The 20094-nt window shown below is 65.6% G+C and carries 20 protein-coding genes; 9 read left to right on the forward strand and 11 right to left on the reverse strand.

What is annotated here, in order from left to right:
- Nucleotide 1 precedes the first annotated feature (1 nt).
- The 5 genes from AABA84_RS13790 to AABA84_RS13810 all read right to left on the reverse strand — a co-directional run bounded on the left by AABA84_RS13790 (nucleotide 2) and on the right by AABA84_RS13810 (nucleotide 5567).
- Nucleotides 2-313, reverse strand: coding sequence for a DUF3240 family protein (locus AABA84_RS13790; protein ID WP_338312292.1), 312 nt, complete (start codon nucleotides 311-313; stop codon nucleotides 2-4).
- Nucleotides 310-3384 (reverse strand): efflux RND transporter permease subunit, encoded by a 3075-nt coding sequence (locus AABA84_RS13795; protein ID WP_338312293.1) that lies wholly within the window; start codon nucleotides 3382-3384, stop codon nucleotides 310-312. Before AABA84_RS13795 ends, AABA84_RS13790 begins: the two co-directional genes overlap by 4 nt.
- Nucleotides 3385-4449: an efflux RND transporter periplasmic adaptor subunit gene (locus tag AABA84_RS13800; RefSeq protein ID WP_338312541.1), complete on the reverse strand. Its 1065-nt coding sequence runs from the start codon at nucleotides 4447-4449 to the stop codon at nucleotides 3385-3387.
- Between the two features lie 269 nt (nucleotides 4450-4718).
- Complete coding sequence (locus AABA84_RS13805) at nucleotides 4719-5282, reverse strand: cytochrome b/b6 domain-containing protein (protein WP_338312294.1); 564 nt, start codon at nucleotides 5280-5282, stop codon at nucleotides 4719-4721.
- Nucleotides 5283-5291: 9 nt separating this feature from the next.
- On the reverse strand, nucleotides 5292-5567 hold the full coding sequence (locus tag AABA84_RS13810; RefSeq protein ID WP_338312295.1) for a PepSY domain-containing protein: 276 nt from the start codon (nucleotides 5565-5567) through the stop codon (nucleotides 5292-5294).
- A gap of 133 nt (nucleotides 5568-5700) precedes the next feature.
- Here AABA84_RS13810 and AABA84_RS13815 point away from each other — a divergent pair, with 133 nt between their 5' ends.
- The 3 genes from AABA84_RS13815 to AABA84_RS13825 are packed head-to-tail and all read left to right on the forward strand — an operon-like array spanning nucleotide 5701 to nucleotide 8092.
- Nucleotides 5701-6027: a PepSY domain-containing protein gene (locus AABA84_RS13815; RefSeq protein WP_212245260.1), complete on the forward strand. Its 327-nt coding sequence runs from the start codon at nucleotides 5701-5703 to the stop codon at nucleotides 6025-6027.
- Nucleotides 6027-6692, forward strand: a complete 666-nt coding sequence (locus AABA84_RS13820; protein ID WP_338306888.1) for a response regulator transcription factor — start codon at nucleotides 6027-6029, stop codon at nucleotides 6690-6692. The genes AABA84_RS13815 and AABA84_RS13820 overlap by 1 nt, the downstream gene beginning before the upstream one ends.
- The gene (locus AABA84_RS13825; protein ID WP_338312296.1) at nucleotides 6689-8092 is read left to right on the forward strand and encodes a sensor histidine kinase; all 1404 of its coding nucleotides are present in this window, start codon (nucleotides 6689-6691) and stop codon (nucleotides 8090-8092) included. Before AABA84_RS13820 ends, AABA84_RS13825 begins: the two co-directional genes overlap by 4 nt.
- Nucleotides 8093-8206: 114 nt before the next feature.
- Here AABA84_RS13825 and ppx read toward each other — a convergent pair whose 3' ends face one another.
- The 4 genes from ppx to AABA84_RS13845 form a co-directional block, all read right to left on the reverse strand.
- Nucleotides 8207-9709, reverse strand: a complete 1503-nt coding sequence (gene ppx / locus AABA84_RS13830) for an exopolyphosphatase (protein WP_212244715.1) — start codon at nucleotides 9707-9709, stop codon at nucleotides 8207-8209.
- A gap of 15 nt (nucleotides 9710-9724) precedes the next feature.
- Nucleotides 9725-11917 carry an RNA degradosome polyphosphate kinase gene (locus AABA84_RS13835; protein ID WP_212245252.1) on the reverse strand — a complete coding sequence of 731 codons (2193 nt, stop codon included), beginning with the start codon at nucleotides 11915-11917 and terminating at the stop codon, nucleotides 9725-9727.
- A 158-nt stretch (nucleotides 11918-12075) separates the two neighbouring features.
- The gene (locus tag AABA84_RS13840; protein ID WP_338306884.1) at nucleotides 12076-12753 is read right to left on the reverse strand and encodes a DnaA ATPase domain-containing protein; all 678 of its coding nucleotides are present in this window, start codon (nucleotides 12751-12753) and stop codon (nucleotides 12076-12078) included.
- A gap of 111 nt (nucleotides 12754-12864) precedes the next feature.
- Entirely contained in the window at nucleotides 12865-13407 is a 543-nt protein-coding gene (locus AABA84_RS13845; protein ID WP_025035876.1) for a CDP-alcohol phosphatidyltransferase family protein, read from the reverse strand.
- A gap of 157 nt (nucleotides 13408-13564) precedes the next feature.
- Between AABA84_RS13845 and purM the strand changes: the two genes are divergently transcribed.
- On the forward strand, nucleotides 13565-14638 hold the full coding sequence (gene purM, locus AABA84_RS13850; RefSeq protein ID WP_338306882.1) for a phosphoribosylformylglycinamidine cyclo-ligase: 1074 nt from the start codon (nucleotides 13565-13567) through the stop codon (nucleotides 14636-14638).
- A gap of 14 nt (nucleotides 14639-14652) precedes the next feature.
- Complete coding sequence (purN, locus tag AABA84_RS13855; protein ID WP_338312297.1) at nucleotides 14653-15306, forward strand: phosphoribosylglycinamide formyltransferase; 654 nt, start codon at nucleotides 14653-14655, stop codon at nucleotides 15304-15306.
- Nucleotides 15307-15397: 91 nt separating this feature from the next.
- Here purN and AABA84_RS13860 read toward each other — a convergent pair whose 3' ends face one another.
- Nucleotides 15398-15604, reverse strand: coding sequence for a cold-shock protein (locus tag AABA84_RS13860; protein ID WP_007591938.1), 207 nt, complete (start codon nucleotides 15602-15604; stop codon nucleotides 15398-15400).
- 379 nt (nucleotides 15605-15983) lie between these two features.
- Between AABA84_RS13860 and AABA84_RS13865 the strand changes: the two genes are divergently transcribed.
- A complete protein-coding gene (locus AABA84_RS13865) occupies nucleotides 15984-17141 on the forward strand; it encodes an autotransporter outer membrane beta-barrel domain-containing protein (protein ID WP_338312298.1) in 1158 nt (385 codons plus the stop codon).
- 18 nt (nucleotides 17142-17159) lie between these two features.
- Here the strand turns inward: AABA84_RS13865 and AABA84_RS13870 are convergent, their stop codons facing one another.
- Complete coding sequence (locus tag AABA84_RS13870) at nucleotides 17160-18200, reverse strand: LysR family transcriptional regulator (protein WP_212244692.1); 1041 nt, start codon at nucleotides 18198-18200, stop codon at nucleotides 17160-17162.
- Nucleotides 18201-18271: 71 nt separating this feature from the next.
- Here AABA84_RS13870 and AABA84_RS13875 point away from each other — a divergent pair, with 71 nt between their 5' ends.
- The 3 genes from AABA84_RS13875 to AABA84_RS13885 are packed head-to-tail and all read left to right on the forward strand — an operon-like array spanning nucleotide 18272 to nucleotide 20085.
- The gene (locus tag AABA84_RS13875; RefSeq protein WP_338312299.1) at nucleotides 18272-18889 is read left to right on the forward strand and encodes a hypothetical protein; all 618 of its coding nucleotides are present in this window, start codon (nucleotides 18272-18274) and stop codon (nucleotides 18887-18889) included.
- A complete protein-coding gene (locus AABA84_RS13880) occupies nucleotides 18876-19496 on the forward strand; it encodes a GNAT family N-acetyltransferase (protein ID WP_028144981.1) in 621 nt (206 codons plus the stop codon). Before AABA84_RS13875 ends, AABA84_RS13880 begins: the two co-directional genes overlap by 14 nt.
- Nucleotides 19497-19521: 25 nt before the next feature.
- Complete coding sequence (locus tag AABA84_RS13885) at nucleotides 19522-20085, forward strand: isochorismatase family protein (protein WP_338312300.1); 564 nt, start codon at nucleotides 19522-19524, stop codon at nucleotides 20083-20085.
- Nucleotides 20086-20094: the final 9 nt, after the last annotated feature.

Genomic DNA, 20094 nt, shown 5'->3' on the forward strand with positions numbered 1-20094 from the left:
CTCAGTCGATCGTGCCGAGCTCCGTCACGGGTATCGTCCAGTAGACCAGCTTGGTTCCGGCGAACGCAACCCGCAGACGGTCGAGCAAGCGGCCGGCATCTGTCCCTGCGAGCACCACCTGCACGACGGCCTGATCGGCGTGGCCCTTCACGCGCTCGGCGGCCGTATGCAAGCGGACCTCTGTGCCGTGACCGGCGCCCTGCGAGGCCGTGAATCCCGAAACCAGATCAGTCTGTTCGGCGAGAAAGTCGAACACCTCGTCGCGGAGCTGATGCGGCACGATCAGCGTGAGACACACCGGCTGCTCGATCATTTGGCCACCTTCGACGATCCGCCATAGCGGCGATACAGGATCGGCAGGAGAATCAGGGTGAGCAGGGTGGAGGACAGCAGTCCTCCGATCACGACGACGGCGAGCGGTCGCTGCACCTCGGATCCCGGGCCGGTGGCGAACAGCAGCGGGATCAAGCCCAGCGCCGTGATGCTCGCGGTCATCAGCACGGGCCGAAGCCTGCGCATCGCGCCTTCGACGACGATGCGATCCTCGGGAAGGCCGTGGGCGCGGAGCTGATTGAAGTAGGAGACCAGCACGACGCCGTTGAGCACGGCGATGCCGAGCAGCGCGATGAAGCCGACCGAGGCCGGCACCGACAGATACTCACCCGTCACGACCAGCGCGAACACGCCCCCGATCAGGGCGAAGGGAATGTTGACGAGCACCAGCAGCGCCTGGCGGATGGCGCCGAAGGTGGTGAAGAGCAGCACGAAGATCAGGCCGATCGCGACGGGGACCACGACGGACAGGCGCGCGGCGGCGCGTTGCTGGTTCTCGAACTGTCCGCCCCAGGTCAGCCGGTAACCGTTCGGCAGCGGGAGTTCGGTCGCCACTTTCTGGCGGGCCGCTTCGACGAAGCCGACCATGTCGCGACCGCGGACGTTGGCGCGCACCACGCTCATGCGAGCGCCGTCCTCGCGGTCGATCTTCACCGGACCGTCGACGCGCTGGATACGGGCGACCTGCGACAGCGCGACATGCCGGCCGGACGCCAGCGTCAGCGGCAGGCTCGCCAGCAGCGTCGGCGCTTCCCGGGTCGTCTCGCTGCCCCGGACGAGGATCGGCGTGCGGCGTCCTTCCTCGAGCGCGGTGCCGATGGTTCGGCCCTCGATCTGGGTCCGCAGCGAGTTGACGATGGAATCCACGGTCAGGCCGAGGCGGCCGGCCTCCATGCGATTGACCGCGACCGTGTAATATTGAGCGCCTTCGTTCAGCGTGGTGTAGACGTCCTCGGCACCGTCGATGCTGGATAGGATCGCCGACAACTTGGCCGCGGTTTCGTTCAGCCTGGCGATGTCGGGGCCGAAGATCTTGACGGCGACGTCGCCGCGCACGCCGCTGATCATCTCCTGCACGCGCATGTCGATGGGCTGGGTGAAGCTGAGCGAGATGCCGGGAAAGCCGGCCAAAACCTCGCGCAGCTTCTGCAGCAGGGCCTCGCGATTGTCGGTCGCGCGCTCGGCGGCCGGCTTGAGCACCAGGAACGTGTCGGTCTGGTTGGGGCCCATGGGATCGAGGCCGAGCTCGTCCGACCCGGTTCGCGCGACGATGCCGGCAATATCGGGTACGGCCAGAAGCGCGGTCTGCAGCCTTGCATTCATCGCAAGCGACTCGTCGAGATTGACGGACGGAAGCGTCTCCACGCTGACGATGACGTCGCCTTCGTCCATCGTCGGCATGAAGGTCTTGCCGAGCTGGGTATAGGCGAAGCCTGCAGCGACAAGTCCGATCAGCGCCGCAGCCATGACCTTGCGCTCGTTGTTGAGGGCCCAGTCCAGCGCCGGCGCGTAGCCCCGTTGGGCCGCACGCACCAGCAGGGGATCGCGGTGTGACGCCGACTTGAGCACGAAGGAGGTTGCGACCGGGATCACGGTGAGCGCCAACAGCAGCGAGCCGGCCAGCGCGAAGATGATGGCCAGCGCGACCGGGATGAACAGCTTGCCCTCCAACCCCTGCAGCGTCAGCAGCGGGACGAACACGATAATGATGATGAGCACACCCGAGGCGACCGGTTCCAGGACTTCGCAGACCGAACGGTAGATCAGGTGGATCAGCGGCGCGGTTTTGCCCGGCTCGTGCTTGCCGAGGTTGCCGACGATGTTCTCGACCACGACGACCAGCGCGTCGATCAGCATGCCGATCGCAATCGCAAGTCCGCCGAGGCTCATCAGGTTGGCCGACATTCCCACCACGCGCATGATGATCAAGGCGATGACGATGGCGAGCGGCAGGCTGAGCGCGATCACCAGCGAGGCCCGCCAGTTGCCGAGGAAGAGCAGCAGAAGGACGATGACGAGGGCGGTGGCCTCGCCGAGGGCCCGCACCACGGTGCCGACGGCGCGGTTGACCAGGCGGCTGCGGTCATAGAACACGTTGATCGACACGCTCTTCGGCAGCGAGGGTTGCAGCTCCGCGAGCCGTGCACGCACGTCGCGGATGAGCTGACCCGCGTTGGCGCCGCGCAAGCCGAGGACCAGTCCCTCGACGGTTTCGCCGCGGCCGTCCGCCGTGACGGCGCCATAGCGCGTCAGCGTGCCGACTTTGACGCTCGCGACGTCGTTGACCAGGATCGGCACGCCGTCGCGGGTGTCGACGACGATGGCCTTGATGTCCTCGATCGACCGGATGCTGCCTTCGATCCGGACCAGGGCGCTGTCCTCGCCCTGATTCACCCGTCCGGCGCCGTCGTTGCGGCTGTTGGCTTCGATGGCCCGGCGAAACAGATCGTAGGAAATGCCGCGCGCGGCCAGCGCGTCGTTGCGCGGCACGATCTCGAAGGCGCGGACATAGCCGCCGAGCGCATTGACGTCCGCAACGCCGGGGACCGTCCGCAGGGCGGGGCGGATCACCCAGTCGAGCAGGGTCCGGCGCTCGGCGAGCGAAAGCTCGGGACTGTCGATCGTGAACATGAACATCTCGCCGAGCGGGCTCGTGATCGGCGCAAGCCCGCCGGTCACCCCCTCCGGGAAATCGCGCGAGATGTTCGACAGTCGCTCCGAGACCTGGTTGCGCGCCCAGTAGATGTCGGTGCCGTCCTCGAAATCGACGGTGATGTCGGCCAGCGCATATTTCGTGGTCGAACGAAGCACCTTCTTGTTCGGCAATCCGAGCAATTCGAGCTCGACGGGAACGGTGATGCGCTGCTCGACCTCTTCGGGGGTAAGGCCCGCCGCCTTCATGATGACCTTCACCTGAACCGGCGAGACGTCGGGGAAGGCGTCGATCGGCAGGCTGGGCAGGAGCACGGCGCCGGCGCCGATCACCAGCAGCACACTCAGCAGGACGAACAGCCGCTGCGACAGTGCGAACGCAACCAGGCGCCGGAGCATTTACTGCCCCAGTCCGGAGAGGATGCCGCGAAGCGCCGAGATGCCGCCGATCGCGATCGCATCCCGATCCGTGACGGCGCCCGCCACGACGACATGGTCCTGATCTTCCGCAAGCAGCTTGACCGGGACCAGCCGGAAACCGCCGTCGAAGGCGACGAAGACCGACGTTTGCTCGCCCCGCCGGACCAGCCCGCTGTAAGGGATCTCCCAGGCGCTTTCACCGGCCGAGAGAAATCCGATGCGGGCCGCGGTGGTCTGGCCGGGATGCAGCTCGCCGTCATTGGGGACTTCCGCGCGAACCAGAATGGTCTGGGTGGCAGGATCGATGGTCTCTGAGACCAGCACGACCTTGCCGGGGGTGGAATAGCCCTCGATCTCGACCTTCGCGCCGGTGCGGATCGCGCGAATATTGGCGGCAGGAACCGCGATTTCGGCCCATAGCGGTGAGAGCCGCGCCAACTTGACGAGCGGGGCGGATTGTTCGAGCCGCTGCCCTGGCGATACCGCGACCTCGACCGCGGATGCGGCTTGCGGCGCATTGACCGTGAGCGTTCCGCTGATTGCCGCTTGCTGCGCCAGGCGGGAGATTGCATCGTCGGACATTCCGCTCAGATGCAGCATCTGGCGCCGTTCGGCGACGACGAGAGCGGCCTGGCGCGCTTCGGCCTGGCTGGCCTCGAGCACGCGTTGCGGCACGGCCTTGCCCTCGAACAGATCCGCGTTCCGATTGAGCTGCTGGCTGGCGAGGTGCTCCTGCGCGATCGCGTGCAGATAGTCGCGTTGCTGGGAGACGAAGCTTGGACTCTCCAGCGTGACCAACGGCTGGCCGGCCGTGACGCGGTCACCGCGCCCGACCAGGAGATTGGCGACCATGCCGGCCACCGGCGCGCTGACGACCCACAATTGCTGCGTGGGGATCATGATCTGGACGGGATAGGGCAGCGTCAGATCGGTCCGGCTCGCGACTGGATGGGTCACGCGCACCCCGAGATTGCGCGCCTGCGCATCGCTCAGCTTCACCTCGTCCTGTGCCATGGATACGGAAGGCAACAAGCTCAATGCCATCGCAAAGAGCGTACGCGCGAGCGCGCCCCCGGAAGTGATGGGAAGGAGGGTTCCGTGACGGACTCGCATGAGGAATGTCCCCCACTCACCGGTAAGCGAAGCGCTGATCGATTGCAGATTTCGCTTAACCCACCCGCGCGTTGGTGAGTTGATTTGCCTCAATCGGCTCGAGCGGGCGAGCCGCTTCGGAAGGCGGATTGCCGTCGAAACCAACCGGACTTGCTTCGCATTTGCATCAAGAGAACCTGTCGTATCAGGCCTGGCCACGCTCATGATGGACGCTTCCTCCCGGTGATCATCGCCTTCACCAGGCTCTCGCGGTGCTCGAAGCTCGCCACGAGGACGCCAAGCACATGGACGACGACGAGACCGATCGTGAGGTTGGCGAACGCCTCATGGACCTCTTCCACCCATTTTGCTCCCCAGAAGCTGCCGGTCGTCATCATGTAACCGGTGGCGCAGGTGCCGAGCAGCATGACGATCAGCGCCACGACCATCGTGCCGCCGGCAGGATTGTGGCCGAGATAGCGTGGCGCCCTCAGCAGCGCCACGTCGCGCATGTAGGCGAGCACCGTGCGCGGCGAGCGCACGAAGTCGCTGAAGCGCGCATGGCGCGGCCCCACGAAGCCCCACACGATCCGTAAGCCGAGCAACCCCGCAATCGTGTAGCCGGCGGCGATATGGACATTCTCGATCTCGTCACCGGTCGCATAAGCGAGCAGGAACAGCCCGGCCAGCGACCAATGGAACACGCGCACAAAGGGGTCCCAGACCTTGACGGTGGCCGGCGGCTTCTCGCCGCCGGCCACGATCGCATCGTGAATGGTGCTCATGGCGGCCTCTTACAGCTGACCGACGATCTGGCCGCTGGTCGGATCGACGAACAATTCGACCCGGCTGCCGGACTTGTCGATGGTGTAGAGTTCGCCACAGGCATTCTTGAGCTTGGCCTTCTGGACTTTGTAGCCCTGGGCTTCGACCTTGGCCTGCAGTTGCTCGAGCGGCAGCCAGCTCGTCTGCGGCGCTGCGGTGCAGGGGCGCCCGAGGCTGCCGGCATGAGCGGTCGCGGCGGCTGCGAGCAAGGCGGCGGTCGCGGTGAAGATGATGATGTTGCGCATGGTTCTCTCCGGCTTGTAGCGCCCGGCCGCGTCATGCGGCGAGGCGATGGTCGGACACTGGCAGACGAGCGCTGACGGCCACCTGTTGATCCACGTCAGCGTTCTGTCAGGTCGATTAGGGCATTCTTTGCGAATGCAACCCGCCAGCTTCCTGGGATTCCTCGCCGTGCCATTGCTGGCAGGCGTCCTGCTCGCGCCGGTGCCTGCCGCGGCAGGCGGCCACGATAAAGGCGCGCCCGACGCGGTTCGGCGCGCAGTCGAGGCGGGCGAGATCAAGCCACTCGCCGACATTCTCGCATCCATTCGCGGCAAGCTGCCGGGTGAGGTTGCGGGCGTGGAGATAGAGCGCGAACGTGGCCGCTGGATCTACGAGTTTCGCGTCGTCGACGACAAGGGCCGCCTCTACGAGGTGTACGTCGATGCGCGCAGCGGCGAGATCGAACGCGTCAAGGAGAAGTGATGCGCCTGCTGCTCGTGGAGGACGACCGACGGATCGCGGCCGATGTGGAGAGGGCGTTACAGGCGGCCGGCTATGTGGTCGAGACCGTCCGCAACGGCGAGGAGGCCTGGTTCCGCGGTGATACCGAGGATTACGGCGCCGTCATCCTGGATCTCGGCTTGCCCGGCATGGACGGCCTGGCGGTGCTCAAGCGCTGGCGCGCGAACGGACGGTCCATGCCGGTGCTGATCCTGACGGCGCGCGGCAGCTGGGCCGAGCGCGTCGATGGTATCGACGCGGGCGCCGACGATTATCTGCCCAAGCCGTTCCGCATGGAGGAGCTGCTGGCGCGGCTGCGCTCGATCGTGCGCCGCTCGGCGGGCCATGCCTCCTCACGGATCGTCGCCGGCGACGTCGAACTCGACGAGCGTCAGATGAAGGTGACGTTGCGCGGCGCACCCGTCGCGTTGTCGCCGCTGGAATATCGCCTGATCGCCTTTCTCCTGCACCACCGTGGCCGTGTGGTGTCGCAGCACGAGCTCGACGAAAACGTCTATGGCCACGGCGAGGACCACGAGTCGAACGCGCTCGAGGTGCTGGTCGGCCGGGTGCGCAAGAAGCTCGGCGCCGATCTGATCGAGACCAGGCGCGGCTTCGGCTATCTGATACCGGAGACGACGCCGTGAGCTGGGGCTCGTTGCGGCTGCGACTGGTGGCCGGCGGCGTCGTGGCCATCCTGGTTGCGCTGACCATTGCCGGCGCCGGGCTGACGCTGCTGTTCGAACGCCACGTCACGCGCACGATCGGCAACGACCTCGACATCTATTTGAAGCAGCTCCTCGCGGGTATCGACGTCGATGCCCAAGGCAAGCTGGTGGTGGGCCGGCCGCCGGCGGATCCGCGTTTTGCCGATCCCCTTTCGGGCCTGTACTGGCAGGTATCGGACGACGGCGGTCAGGTGCTGCGTTCGCGTTCGCTGTGGGACACGGCGTTGGACCTGCCGCTGGATGAGCCGTCGCCTCGCGAATTGCACCGTCACGTCATCCCTGGGCCGGCGAACGCGCGGCTCCTGGTCAGTGAACGCCGCGTGCTGCTCACCGTGGGCGACCGCCGCGTTCCGGTGCGCGTCGCGGTGGCGGCCGATCTTGCCCGCGTGTCGGTCGCCGCCTCGCAATTCGCCAGGGATCTGGCGCTGGCGCTCGGCCTGCTGGGGCTGGTGCTGGCGGCGGCCACCTCGATCCAGGTCGGACTGGGCTTACGTCCGCTCGATGCACTTCGCCGCGGCGTCGCCGACGTCCGCTCAGGCCAACGCAAGCATCTCCCCGTCGACGTCCCTGCCGAGGTGAAGCCGCTGGTGGAAGAGGTGAACAATCTGATCGACGCCCAGGAAGGCGAGATCGAGCGTTCGCGCAGCCGCGCCGCCGACTTGGCGCATGGGCTGAAGACGCCGCTCGCCGCGCTCGCGGCCGACGTCGCGCTGTTGCGTCAGCGAGGTGAGCAGGACGTTGCCAAGGCCATCGAAGCTGTCGCCGATGCGATGAGCCGTCATGTCGATCGGGAACTGGCACGCGCCCGGGCGCGAGGCACGGCACGACAGCGTGGCGGTATCTCCACGCCGCTCAGACCGCTTGTCGACTCCCTGATACTGACGCTGGCGCGCACGCCTGCTGCGCAGAGGCTTGAATTCAAGGCCTGCATCACGGGCGAACCGAGCGTGCCGCTCGATCGCACCGATCTGGCCGAAGTGCTGGGCAACCTCCTGGAAAATGCCGCCCGTCACGCCAAGAGCCAGGTGCGCATTGGCGCGGATGCCATTGCGGGCCCGGCGATCACGGTCGAGGACGACGGTCCGGGCATCGCGGCCGCCGAACGTTCGCGCGTGCTCGAACGCGGTGCGAGACTGGATGAGCGCGGCGAGGGCGCCGGCCTCGGCCTCGCGATCGTTCAGGACGTGCTCAGTGCCTATGGATGGCAGCTTGTCCTCACCGATTCCGAGCTCGGCGGACTGAAAGCCGTCATCGCGCCAGAGGCAGCCGCGATCGAACGGCCGCTGCTGGTTGAAGACCCTAAAGCGCGATGCGATTAGGATGAAACGTCATCGCCCTTCAGGTTGTTGTTTGAGCATGATCTTTTCGGAAAACCGCTGCGCCCTTTTCCGGATCATGCTTTAGCCGCTCGCTGGACGCACTGTCCTTGTGTGTCAGCGCCGCACGATCGAGCCGGCGCGGGCGACCAGGCGCGCGAGCGCGCGGAAGCGGCTGCCGACGCGGTCGGCGACGAGGTCGCCGAGGCGATGCTCGAACACCAGCATCAGCTTGCGGCCCTGGCTGCGGAAATGGGTGGCCGGCAGCACGCCCGGACGCGCCGCCGAGATCAGATGCGCGACGCGGAACGCAGCGCCCAGGAGGCGCGCGCGTTCGAGCTGCGCCGGCGTCAGCAGCTCCTGCATGGTGACCGGCGGCTGGTTTTCCTCGCTCAGGCCCGCATAGCGATAGAACACCGACAGGCCGACGAAGGCGCGCTCGGTGTGGGTGATCGCGCCGAAATTGCCGTTGACGACGAGGCTCAGCGTCTGCTCGCCGCGGTGATCGGGATGCACGCGCCAGCCGATATCGGACAGCAGGCACGCAGTGTGGCGCAAGCGGCGGTCCTCCTCGGTCTCGCGCAGCTTCACCACACGCGCGAGGCGGTCGGTCCAGGCGATCAACTCGTGGGCGTGCTTGGCCGAGCGCGACAGCAGCTGGTTCAGCTCTTCCGCGGCGCAGATCAGGCCGTCCTTGTTGCGTTCCGCCTCCGACAGCTTCTCGTGCAGCAGGCCCTCGCGCACGCCGAAGGTCGAGAACACGATGGTCTTCGGCTTCGCCACCCGGATGATGTGCTCGAGCACCAACGCTGCGTAGGTGAGGAGGGGGCGGCGCGCATCCGCAACGCTCTCGATGTCGGCGAGCATGTCCGCGGCCGCCAGGCGACGGAGACGACGCGAGAAGTCGAGCGCTTCAGCCGCCGACAGCGAATAACCGTGCATCACCTGGAGTGGATAGCCGCTCTGGATGATGTGAATGCGCGCGAGTGCGCGCCAGGTGCCGCCAACGGCGTAGAAGGTGCGGCCGCTGCCGGCGGTGAGCTGCGGCACCTCGTCGAGCTCCTCGCGCACGATGCGGTCGGCGCGCTTGAGCGATTTATGCGCGAGGTCCTGCAGCGCGAGCCCGCCCAGCGGCAGCGTCACGCCGCTGCGCACGCTGTTCTTGCGCACGTCGATCAATTCGAGCGAGCCGCCGCCGAGGTCGCCGACGATGCCGTCGGGATGATGGATGCCGGAGATCACGCCGAGGGCCGACAGCCGCGCCTCGCGCGGGCCCGACAGGATCTCGATCGTCACGGCGCAGATGCGCTCGGCCTTCGCGATGAAATCGGGGCCGTTGGAGGCGTCGCGGCAGGCCGCGGTCGCGATCGCGAACACGCGTCCGACCTGCATCACACGGCACAACGCCCGGAAGCGCCTCAGCGAGGTCAGCGCCTTGTCGACGGCGTCGGGCGCGAGCAGGCCGGTGCTCTGCACCTCGCGTCCGAGGCCGCACAGCGTCTTCTCGTTGAAGATCGGAATGAGGCTCCGCGTCAGCCCCTCGTAGACGACGAGACGGACCGAGTTGGAACCGATATCGATGACCGCGACGCTCGAGCCGCGCTTGCGCGGCCGCTTCACGTCGAACATCCCCGATCAGGATTGATGGCGTTCGTTCCGGCGCGTGAGACGACGCGGCGAGGATTCCTTGAGCGACTTTCCACGGCCAGACAGACTCGGATTTGTCATGAAGTAGTTGTGGACGTTGAAAGGCTCCTCGCCCTTCGCGGTCTTCATACGCGTTGAGGACCCGTCCGGCAACAATTGCCAGCTCTGCTCATTGTCCTTGAGATTCGCGACCATGATCTGTTCGAGAACCTGCTGATGCACCGTTGGATTTTGCAGCGGACACAGCACCTCGACGCGGCGGTCGAGGTTGCGCGGCATCATGTCGGCGGAGGAGATATACACAGCCGCTTTGGCGCTCGGCAGGCCCTGGCCCATGCCGAAGCAGTAGATTCGGCCGTGTTCCAGGAAGCGTCCGATGATCGACTTGACGCGGATGTTCTCGGACAGGCCGGGAATGCCGGGGCGCAGGCAGCAGATACCGCGCACCACGAGCTCGACCTGCACACCGGCCTGGGAAGCCTCGTAGAGCGCGTCGATGATGTCGGGGTCGACCAGCGCATTCATCTTCATCCAGACCGCGCCGTGGCGACCGTGGCGCGCATGCGCCGTCTCGCCCTGGATGTGCTCGATGATGCGCTTGCGCAAGGTCAACGGCGACACCGCCATCTTCTCCAGGTCGCTCGGCGCGGCATAGCCGGTGATGAAATTGAACACGCGCGCGGCGTCGCGGCCGATGGTCGGATCCGAGGTGAAGTAGGAGAGGTCGGTGTAGATGCGTGCTGTGACCGGGTGATAGTTGCCGGTGCCGGTATGCACGTAAGTCGTGAGGCTGCCGCCCTCGCGGCGCACCACCATCGAGAGCTTTGCGTGCGTCTTCAGTTCGAGGAAGCCGTAGACGACCTGCACGCCGGCGCGTTCGAGATCGCGGGCCCAGCGGATGTTGGCTTCCTCGTCGAAGCGCGCCTTCAGCTCGATCAACGCCGTGACTGATTTGCCGGCCTCGGCGGCTTCCGCCAGCGCGCGCACGATCGGCGAGTTGTTGGAGGTGCGGTAGAGCGTCTGCTTGATCGCGACGACGTCGGGGTCGCGCGTGGCCTGCTGCAGGAACTGCACCACCACGTCGAAGGATTCGTAGGGATGATGGACCACGAGGTCCTTCTGTCGGATCGCGGCAAAGATGTCGCCGCCATGCTCGCGCACGCGCTCAGGGTGGCGCGGTACGTAGGGGGTGAATTCGAGATCGGGCCGGTCGAGGCGGGTGAGCTGAGACAGCTCGTTCATGGCGAGCACGCCGTCGACCAGGAACACCTCGTCGTCGGCGGCCGAGAGCGCGTGTTGAACGAAGCTGCGCAGCTCCTCCGGCATCTTGGCGTCGATCTCGAGCCGGATCACCGACCCGCGGCGGCGGCGCTTGAGCGCCGTCTCGAACAGGCGGACCAAGTCTTCCGCCTCTTCCTCGATTTCGAGCTCGGAGTCGCGGATGATGCGGAAAGCGCCCTGGCCGTGCAGATTGTAGCCGGGGAACAGGCGGTTGATGAACAAGGCAGTCGCCTGCTCCAGCGAGATCAGCCGGACGGCCTTGCCCTCGGTCGGCAGGCGGATGAAGCGGTCGATCTTGCCGGGCATGCGGATCAGCGCGTTCATCTGCTTGCCGTCGGCGGCGCGCGTGAGCTGGAGCGCGATGGTGAAGCCGAGGCTCGGAATGAACGGGAAGGGGTGGGCCGGGTCGATCGCCAGCGGGGTCAGCAGCGGGAATACGTTGCTGAGGAAATAGTCCTCGATCCAGGTCCGTTCCGCCTTGGTGACCTCCTTGCCCTCGACGAGCACGATGCCGACATCGGCCAGCGTGCCGCGCAGGTCGCGCCAGATCGCCTGCTGGTCGGAGGCGAGCTCGGAGACGGTGCGGTTGATCAGCGCGAGCTGTTCGGATGGCGTCAGGCCGTCGGGGCTGCGTTCGGCAATGCCCTCGCGCACCTGGGCCTTGATGCCGGCGACGCGGACCATGAAGAACTCGTCAAGGTTATTCGCCGAAATCGACAGGAATCGCACCCGCTCCAGCATGGGGTGGCTGGGATTGACCGATTCCTCCAGAACGCGGCGGTTGAAATGCAGCCAGGAGAGCTCGCGGTTGATGAATCGCTCGGGACTCGATGCGATCGCCGGCAGACTCTCGGTCTCTGGGGCTTTTTCTTTAGTTTCAACGGCTTGCGCAGAGTCCATCAGAAGTCGGTCCATCCAGTTCGCCCCAATTTGCGACTTATGCGCAAAACCGGCCGGAGCATGTGTTAGAGCGATGACGTTTCGATGACATTGATGTTCCGCCACTTCGCCGCGTCAAGCGGGCTTGGCGTGGGTCTGGAGGCGGCCGCGGAGGCCGATCAGGCGTCGCGGAGCAGCTCGGCGGCCAGCGCCCGGGTGACCGGACGGCCGAGCCTGAGGGCTTCGCTGTCGAGCAGTTCCACGGCCTGGCGGGCGGCGGCCGAGGACCGCTCCAGGCGGGTGGCGAGGTAGCCGACCACGCTCTCATCCACGGTGAGCTGGCGGTCGGCGCAGAATTTGACGATCAGCCCGCGGAAGAGCTGGTCGTCGGGCGGCAGCAGCGCGACGACCGGAACGGCGCGCAGACGCGAGCGCAGGTCGCGAAGCTCGATCTCCAGCGAGGCCGGCACCTCGCGTCCCGTGAACAGGACGTAGGCGCCATCCTCGCGGGCGAGGTTCATCAGATGGAAGAGGGCGCGTTCGTCAAATTCCCTGGCCTTGAGATCCTCGACCACCAGCGCGCCGGTGGCGAGCGCGCCCGGAACGCCCGCGGCGGTCAGCGCATTGGCGGTGGTGGAGCGGGCGCCGGCTTCCTCGGCCCAGATCGCGGCGAGATGGCTCTTGCCGCTTCCTTCCGGGCCGGCCAGCCACATGATCCGGTTCGGCCATTCCGGCCAGCTGTCGATCAGGCCGAGCCCGGCCGCGTTGGCAGGGCCTTCGAGGAAATTGTCCCGGCTGAGGCTCTCCGCATGCGGAAGCGAAAACGCCAATTGTCGGGGGTGAACGCGGCCTGGCACGCTTGCTTTGCTCCATGCCGGCGGGCCGGCGTCATTTGAAGAGATCAGACATATCGAGCGGGAGTTGGCCTTTTGCGGGGCCGCATCGCCTCTCATTTGGCCTCGATCGTGCTACTTGGCCTCGATCGTGCTCATGTGCCGCAGCCACTCGACCAGATAGAGCGACACCGAGGAGAGCGTGAAGACCGTGACGAGGCCCATCAGGATGATATCATAAGGGGCCGGCTTGAAGCCGAAGGCAAGCGCCGCCAGCACCAGGGCCGCGAACGCCACCTGTGCCACGGTGTTGAGCTTGGACACCTTCGACGGCTTCATCTCGACGGGCCGGTCGAACAGCCAGGACACGATCACCGCGGCGACGATCATGATGTCGCGCGAGACCACCAGGATCACGATCCAGCGCGGAATTGCGCCCCAGATCCCGAGCGCCATGTAGATCGAGACCAGCAGCGCCTTGTCCGCGAGCGGGTCGAGCAGGGCGCCGAGCTCGCTCGTCATGTTGAAGCGCTTGGCCAGGAAGCCGTCGACGGCATCGCTGATACCGGCGATCAGGAAGACGGCGAACGCCACCTCCATTTGGCTCGACACGATGGCCCAGACGATGATCGGGACCAGCATGATGCGGCCCAGGGTAATGATGTTCGGAATACTCACGAAAGCGCTTCCCGGCACCCGGTCTGACCTCGAATCCGGCCTCTCGGGAGGCTGAACCGGTTGATATCTCTACATAGTATAAGGCGGGGCGCCATGCGAGCCATTGCGCGTCCCCGGAATTCGACGTAACCAGCCGCAAACCCACTGGAAATCGGGCATGACCGACCGCAAAAACGGCCTCACTTACGCCGATTCAGGCGTCGATATCGATGCGGGCAACCGCCTGGTCGACCTGATCAAGCCGATGGTGCGCGCCACCGCACGGCCCGGCGCCGACGCCGAGATCGGCGGCTTCGGCGGCCTGTTCGACCTCAAGGCGGCCGGTTTCAAGGACCCTGTCCTCGTGGCCGCGACCGACGGCGTCGGCACCAAGGTCAAGATCGCGATCGAGACCAGGCTGCACGGCGGGATCGGCATCGACCTCGTCGCCATGAGTGTCAACGACCTCGTGGTGCAGGGCGCCGAGCCGCTGTTCTTCCTGGATTATTTCGCCTGCGGCAAGCTCGACCCGGAGGCGACGGCCTCGATCGTCGCGGGCGTCGCCGAGGGCTGCCGCGAATCCGGCTGCGCCCTGATCGGCGGCGAGACCGCCGAGATGCCCGGCCTGTACAGGGATGGCGATTACGACCTCGGCGGCTTTGCGGTCGGTGCTGCGGAGCGGGGCACGCTGCTGCCGCGCAAGGACATCGCGGCCGGCGATGCCGTGATCGGCCTCGCCTCGTCGGGGGTGCACTCCAATGGCTTCTCGCTGGTGCGCAAGATCGTGGAACAATCAGGCCTCGGCTTCGAGGCGCCGGCGCCTTTTTCTCCCGTGATGACCCTTGGCGGCGCGCTGCTGACGCCGACGAAGCTCTACGTCAAATCCTGCCTGCGCGCGATCCGCGAGACCGGCGCGGTGAAGGGGCTCGCCCACATCACCGGCGGCGGCTTCACCGACAACATTCCGCGCGTGCTGCCGAACAACCTCGGCGTCGGTATCGATCTGGCCCGCCTGCCGGTGCTGCCGGTGTTCAAATGGTTGGCGGCGCAAGCCGGCATCGCCGAGCTGGAGATGCTGCGCACGTTCAATTGCGGCATCGGCATGATCGCGATCGTCGAGCCTGACAAGGTCGATCAGGTCGTGCAGGTCTTCACCGACGCCGGCGAGACCGTGGCGCAGCTCGGCACCGTGATCCCGGCCGAGGGCGAGCACCGCGTCGTCTACAACGGCCATCTCGACATGGCACTGTAATGACTGGCGCTGTGATGAAGCGCCGTGTCGCCATCCTGATCTCCGGCCGCGGCTCCAACATGTCCGCGCTGATCAGGGCCGCGGCCGCTGCGGATTTCCCCGCCGAGATCTCGCTCGTCATCTCGAACAAGGCCGATGCGCTCGGCCTTGAACGGGCCAAGGCAAGCGGCGTGAACACGCTGGTGATCGAGAGCAAGCCGTTCGGCAAGGACCGCGCCCGTTTCGAGAAGGTGCTGCAGGCGGCGCTCGACCAGCACGGCATCGAGCTGATTTGTCTGGGCGGCTTCATGCGCCTGTTCACGGCCGAGTTCACCAGGGCGTGGTACGGGCGGATGCTCAACATCCATCCCTCGCTGCTGCCGTCCTTCCCCGGCCTCGATCCGCACGGCCAGGCCTTGCGCGCCGGGGTCAAGCTGTCCGGCGCGACGGTGCACTTCGTCATCCCCGAGACCGATGCCGGCCCGATCGTGATGCAGGGCGCGGTTCCCGTCAGCGATCACGACACGGGCGATACGCTGTCGGAGCGCATCCTCGAAGTCGAGCACCGCATCTATCCGGAAGCGTTGCGGCTGCTGGCCACCGGCAAGGTCCGGATCGAGGGTGATGTCTGCAGGACGGCGGGAAGCGGGCCGTCGGAGAATTTCCTGGTGGCGCCGGTGGTGAGCTGAAGCGCCGTCCTCGCTGCGGCCGTCACAAACAAAATCCCCCGGCAGAGCCGGGGGCAACGTCATGATCTCTCGCGCTTTGGCTTGAGAGATATCAGGAGACCTTGAGGTTCTCCGCGGATGCTTTGCCGCGGTTCTCCACGAGGTCGTATTCAACCACCTGGTTTTCGTTGAGGGTCGAGAGTCCGGCACGCTCGACGGCGGAGATGTGGACGAACACGTCCTTGTCGCTGCCGTTCGGCTTGATGAACCCATAGCCCTTGGTCGGGTTGAACCATTTGACGGTGCCCTTTTGCGGCATCGCTAGTCTCCTCCACTAGATATAAAAAAGACGCGGCCGCTTTTCGCGTGCCACGCCACAAACGGGCTTCCGGGAGTCTGTTCGAGTCTTGAGTCTCAATGTCGCGAAACGCACAGCCGAGCGGCCAATTCCGATTGTGTCCAACATTGCAACATGAAAATCGCCCGTTAGCAAGCTGCGCCTAAATTTCAAGACCGAGGCGGGCATGGCGGTCTGCTATTTGCGACCTGTGGCCGTGGAACCACAATCGAGGGCAATCGCCCCTGTCTCAGCGCTCCAACCGGTTGACGCTCCGTGGCAGTTCAGCACAAATCGCCCCATGCGGCCGCGCGTCGTGTTGTATTTTTGCGCGTCGCGCTTTGCTTTGGGATGAGTCGTCATGTGCTGCACCGCGCAGCTCTCCGGGACACGGCAGATGATCGGGCAGGGCCGCGTTCGCAGGATCGCGGCATCGGTCACGATGGCGCTTGCGCTGGTGCTGGCTGTGACGATCTCGGCGGCGACGCCCGGGTTCGCGCAGACCCCGACACCGGCTGCGTCTCCGACGCCCACACCGTCGCCGACCCCGGTGTCGACGTCGATCGCCTATGATCGCTCGGCCGGCAACAGCGCGCTCGATCTCGGCTCGAATTTCCTGGAGCGGCTCGGCAACCAGGCATCGAACGGTTTCAACCGGGCGTTCCGGACCAATCCCGGCGGCGGGGGTGCGGCGGCCAGCACCGAGGATCCGCGCTACCGCACTTGGTTCGAGGGCTACGGCATCTCGGTCCGGACCGATCCGCAAGGCGACTTTGTCGGCGACAGGCGCAAGACGGTTGGCGGCGTCGCCGGCTTTGGCGCGCGCGTGGCCCCCGGCGTCAATCTCGGCTTCTCCGTCGACCAGAGCCACACCGATGTCGACGTGCCGCTGGCGCTGCAGTCGGCGACGCTCGACCTGACGCAGATCGGCTTCAACGGCTCAGTCGACAAGGGGCCGTGGACCTGGGCCTTTGCCGTGGTGCACGGCTTCGGCAAGGTCCGTTCCAGCCGCGACACTGGCCTTGGCCTTGCAACCGCGAGCTATCGCGCCGCGGTCGACGGCGCGTTGACCGAGATCAGCTATTACTGGACCAAGGACCAGATGCGCATCGTGCCCAAGGGCGCGCTGGAATATGTGCGCGCCACCAGCGCGGCGTTCCAGGAGGCCGGCGGCCTCGACCCGCTCAACGTCGGTTCGACGGCGCTCTCCCGCGCACGCATCATGATCGGGGCCGAGATCGGCCGCTACTTCATCATCGACCAGAAGATCCTGGACCTGTCCGCGTACGGCAAGTTCGTCGACAATTTCCATCAGGATCTGGGATCGGTCCAGGTCAGCCTCGGCGCCCAGAACATCGTCGTTCCCGGCATCGGCGAGAGCCGTTACGGCATGGATGCCGGTGCTTCGGCTTCGCTCAGCCTGACCAGCGTGGCGCGGCTTTACGTCAATTACGACGGCAAGTTCCGTAATGAGCTGACCTCGCACCAGGGCACTGTCGGCTTCGAATATAGATGGTGAGCTGAAGCTCGCCCGCGCCTAGGTCGGCGTCGCCGCGACATATCCCGTCAGCCCAAAGCCCTCGCGTGCAGCCGTCATCATCGGCACCAGCGCGTTCGGATGGATGAACTCGTCACGGAAGCAGGGATAGGTCTTGGGATCAAAGATCTTCTTCAGCCAGTCGACCACGATCTTGTGGCGCTCGGAGGTTCGGAACTCCTTGTGATAGGTGAGCCAGAGGTCAGCGTGGTGGCTGACGCCGAGATCGACGGCGATCAGCGGCGCGCCGAGCGCGATCGAGACCGTCGGCAGGAAGCCGATGCCGGCGCCGCGCTCGACGGCATAGAGCACGCCGACCGAGGAATTGGTCTTGATCCCGACGATGCCCTCGAGCGACTTCAGCCCGAGCACGCGCGCGTAGGCGCCGTCGTCGACCTGTGGCGCGCTCTGCTTGATGATGCGGTGGTTCTTCAGGTCGGCCAGGGTAGCCGGCACGCCATAGAGATCTTCGTATTCCTTGGAGACAAAGGGATAGATGTGCAGACGGCCGAGCTTGGCGACGATCAGGTCGGGATTGGTCGGAGGCTCGAGCTGGATCGCGACGTCCGATTCAAGCCGCGCGACGTCGGCCTGCTCCATCGCGCAGCGCAAATCGACGGTGATCTTGCGGTACGTCTTCTGGAAGTCGATCAGTCGCGGCAGGATCCAGAAATTGCCCGGGCCTTCGGTCACCGCGACGCGCACGGTGCCAGATGTGTCGTTCGACGACCGCGAGGCGCGCCGGAAGACGTTGAAGGCATGACGCTCCATATGCGCAACGTCGGCGATCATCGCGGTGCCTTCATCGCTGAGCGTGAGCCCGCTCTGGTCGCGCAGGAACAGCTTGCAGCCGATGCCCTCTTCGAGCCGGTCGATCCGGCGCATCAGCGTCGTGGAGGTGAGCCCGAGCTCCTCGGCGGCATTGCGAAAACTTTTATATTTTGCGCACGCTAAAAACAGTTTCAAATCGTCCCAGGACGCATCCAGGGCTTCTTCACGGTGCTGCATCATCGCAGCACCCCGGTGCAATAACTGCTGCATACTCCTGATCCCCAGCCGCTAAGCTCATCGGCATAGCGGGGCACGAAAGCCCCGGACGATAGAGGCGCGATATGGCTATGGAAAGGGGCTCGTTTGCCGCAAGGCATGATTTCGATGCCTTGCCGCTGAGCCCGGATGTGGATGTCCGCTGCGCGCAATTTTCCGAAATTGCCGCGCTTTCGCAGATGGCGCACCGGCTGGTGCCGGGCGTGCAAATCGGGACAGCCGAGCTTGCGCATTATTTCACGTTCGATCCTCAGAGCATCCTGACGTTCAGCCGGAAGGGCCATCTCGTCGGCGGTATAGCTTTCCTGTTCCTCAATGACCGCGGGCACGATGCGCTGCTGCTCGACGAGATCTGCCTCACCGCGCCCGAGACGCGCTATCTCGCTTCCGCGAAGGAAGAGGTCGCTGCCATCTACATCTGGGCGATCGCGGCGACGGGGCGCGGTATCGCCGGTCTCGGCAAGGCTGCAGCGCATCTGCGACAGCTAAGGTTCCGCAGCGCCGATTGCTATGCGCAGCCGTCAACGGTGGCCGGACGCGACATCATGAAGGCGACCGGCTTTGCGCCGGTCCCGAGCTTCCAGCCCGACCTCTGGTGCTACGAGCGGCCCTGGCATCGCCAGCCGCTGCGCATGCCGGGCGCGATCATCCAAGCAAGGAGTTTTGCAGATGCACGGTACTAGGATTCCTGTCGCCAAGCCCTGTTCCCGCGCCATCACCATCCGCCTTGCGCGCGATCCAAGCGATCTCATGCTGGTCACCGCCATTCGCTCGGCGGTCTATCTCGCCGAGCAGGATTGTCCGTTCGAGGAGGAGTTCGACGGCAACGACATGGTCGCCGCCCATTTCATCGGCTTCGTCGGCAACGAGCCCGCAGGCTGCCTGCGGGTGCGCTTCTTCGGCGATTTCGCCAAGGTGGAGCGGCTTGCGGTGCGTCACCAATACCGGCGCTCGCGCGTCTCGTTCAAGTTGGTGCAGGCCAGCGTCGACTATGTGAAGCGCAAGGGCTTCCGCAAGATCTACGGCCAGGCGCAGGACAGGCTGGTCGACTTCTGGGCCCATTTCGGCGCCAAGCCGCTCGGCCATAATCGCAAGGTCACCTTCTCGGATTTTTCCTACACGGAAATGCTGCTGGAGATCGAGCCGGGCCCGGACGCGATCACGCTGGACAGCGATCCTTACGTGATCATCCGCCCCGAAGGCGATTGGGACCGGCCGGGCGTGCTCGACGCCTCGGCGGGGCGGGCGGTGACCTCACCGCTGCGGGATCTCGCGCTCGCCGACCGTTGAAATTGGTGCAGCTCCGCGCAAGACAATGCTGGCTTCCATCCACGATGATCCGCCGATCCTGGTCTGCGCGGATCTGCAGGTCGAGTATCTGACCCCCGGGCGCCGCCACGTCATCCTCGACGGCGACGCCGTGACGACGCGCTGCCTGGAACTCCTGACGTTGTGGCGCGGCAATCTCTGGCCGGTGATGCATCTGAAGCGCATCGCGCAGGCGGCCTGGTTCAATCCGGCATCGAGGCTGACCGATTGGATCGCTGAGACGAAGCCGCGGCCCGGAGAGATGACGTTCGAGCATCCGTTGCCGTCTGCCTACAGCTCGTCGCGTTTTGTGGACTACATGTCCAATATCCGCACTGTGCGTTGCATTTTGATCGGTTTTTCCTTGGACGAGACGATCCTGGCCACCGCCGTTGATGGGTTTCACCGCAGCCATCGCTACCAGGTCGTCGCTGACGCCGTGGCTTGCCGGCAGCCGGGTACGGGCGATGCCGCCGCCTATAAGCATGCGGTAGTGAATGTCATCGGGAATTTTGCTACAATCCAGTCCAGCGCCGAACTGATCAGAACCAGCGGCGCCGTTGCGGTGTAGGCGGCCGCG

Origin of the sequence: Bradyrhizobium sp. TM239 (genome assembly GCF_036247985.1) — a bacterium.
GTDB classification, from domain to species: domain Bacteria; phylum Pseudomonadota; class Alphaproteobacteria; order Rhizobiales; family Xanthobacteraceae; genus Bradyrhizobium; species Bradyrhizobium ottawaense.

Coding starts and splice junctions, on each gene's coding strand:
- AABA84_RS13790 (WP_338312292.1), bottom strand. CDS start 313: ATGATCGAGCAGCCGGTGTGTCTCACGCTGATCGTGCCGCATCAGCTC.
- AABA84_RS13880 (WP_028144981.1), top strand. CDS start 18,876: ATGCACGGTACTAGGATTCCTGTCGCCAAGCCCTGTTCCCGCGCCATC.
- purM (WP_338306882.1), top strand. CDS start 13,565: ATGACCGACCGCAAAAACGGCCTCACTTACGCCGATTCAGGCGTCGAT.
- AABA84_RS13810 (WP_338312295.1), bottom strand. CDS start 5,567: ATGCGCAACATCATCATCTTCACCGCGACCGCCGCCTTGCTCGCAGCC.
- AABA84_RS13885 (WP_338312300.1), top strand. CDS start 19,522: ATGCTGGCTTCCATCCACGATGATCCGCCGATCCTGGTCTGCGCGGAT.
- AABA84_RS13870 (WP_212244692.1), bottom strand. CDS start 18,200: ATGCAGCAGTTATTGCACCGGGGTGCTGCGATGATGCAGCACCGTGAA.
- AABA84_RS13865 (WP_338312298.1), top strand. CDS start 15,984: ATGTGCTGCACCGCGCAGCTCTCCGGGACACGGCAGATGATCGGGCAG.
- AABA84_RS13835 (WP_212245252.1), bottom strand. CDS start 11,917: ATGGACTCTGCGCAAGCCGTTGAAACTAAAGAAAAAGCCCCAGAGACC.
- AABA84_RS13805 (WP_338312294.1), bottom strand. CDS start 5,282: ATGAGCACCATTCACGATGCGATCGTGGCCGGCGGCGAGAAGCCGCCG.
- AABA84_RS13795 (WP_338312293.1), bottom strand. CDS start 3,384: ATGCTCCGGCGCCTGGTTGCGTTCGCACTGTCGCAGCGGCTGTTCGTC.
- AABA84_RS13860 (WP_007591938.1), bottom strand. CDS start 15,604: ATGCCGCAAAAGGGCACCGTCAAATGGTTCAACCCGACCAAGGGCTAT.
- purN (WP_338312297.1), top strand. CDS start 14,653: ATGAAGCGCCGTGTCGCCATCCTGATCTCCGGCCGCGGCTCCAACATG.
- AABA84_RS13875 (WP_338312299.1), top strand. CDS start 18,272: ATGGCTATGGAAAGGGGCTCGTTTGCCGCAAGGCATGATTTCGATGCC.
- AABA84_RS13820 (WP_338306888.1), top strand. CDS start 6,027: ATGCGCCTGCTGCTCGTGGAGGACGACCGACGGATCGCGGCCGATGTG.
- AABA84_RS13800 (WP_338312541.1), bottom strand. CDS start 4,449: ATGGCATTGAGCTTGTTGCCTTCCGTATCCATGGCACAGGACGAGGTG.
- AABA84_RS13815 (WP_212245260.1), top strand. CDS start 5,701: ATGCAACCCGCCAGCTTCCTGGGATTCCTCGCCGTGCCATTGCTGGCA.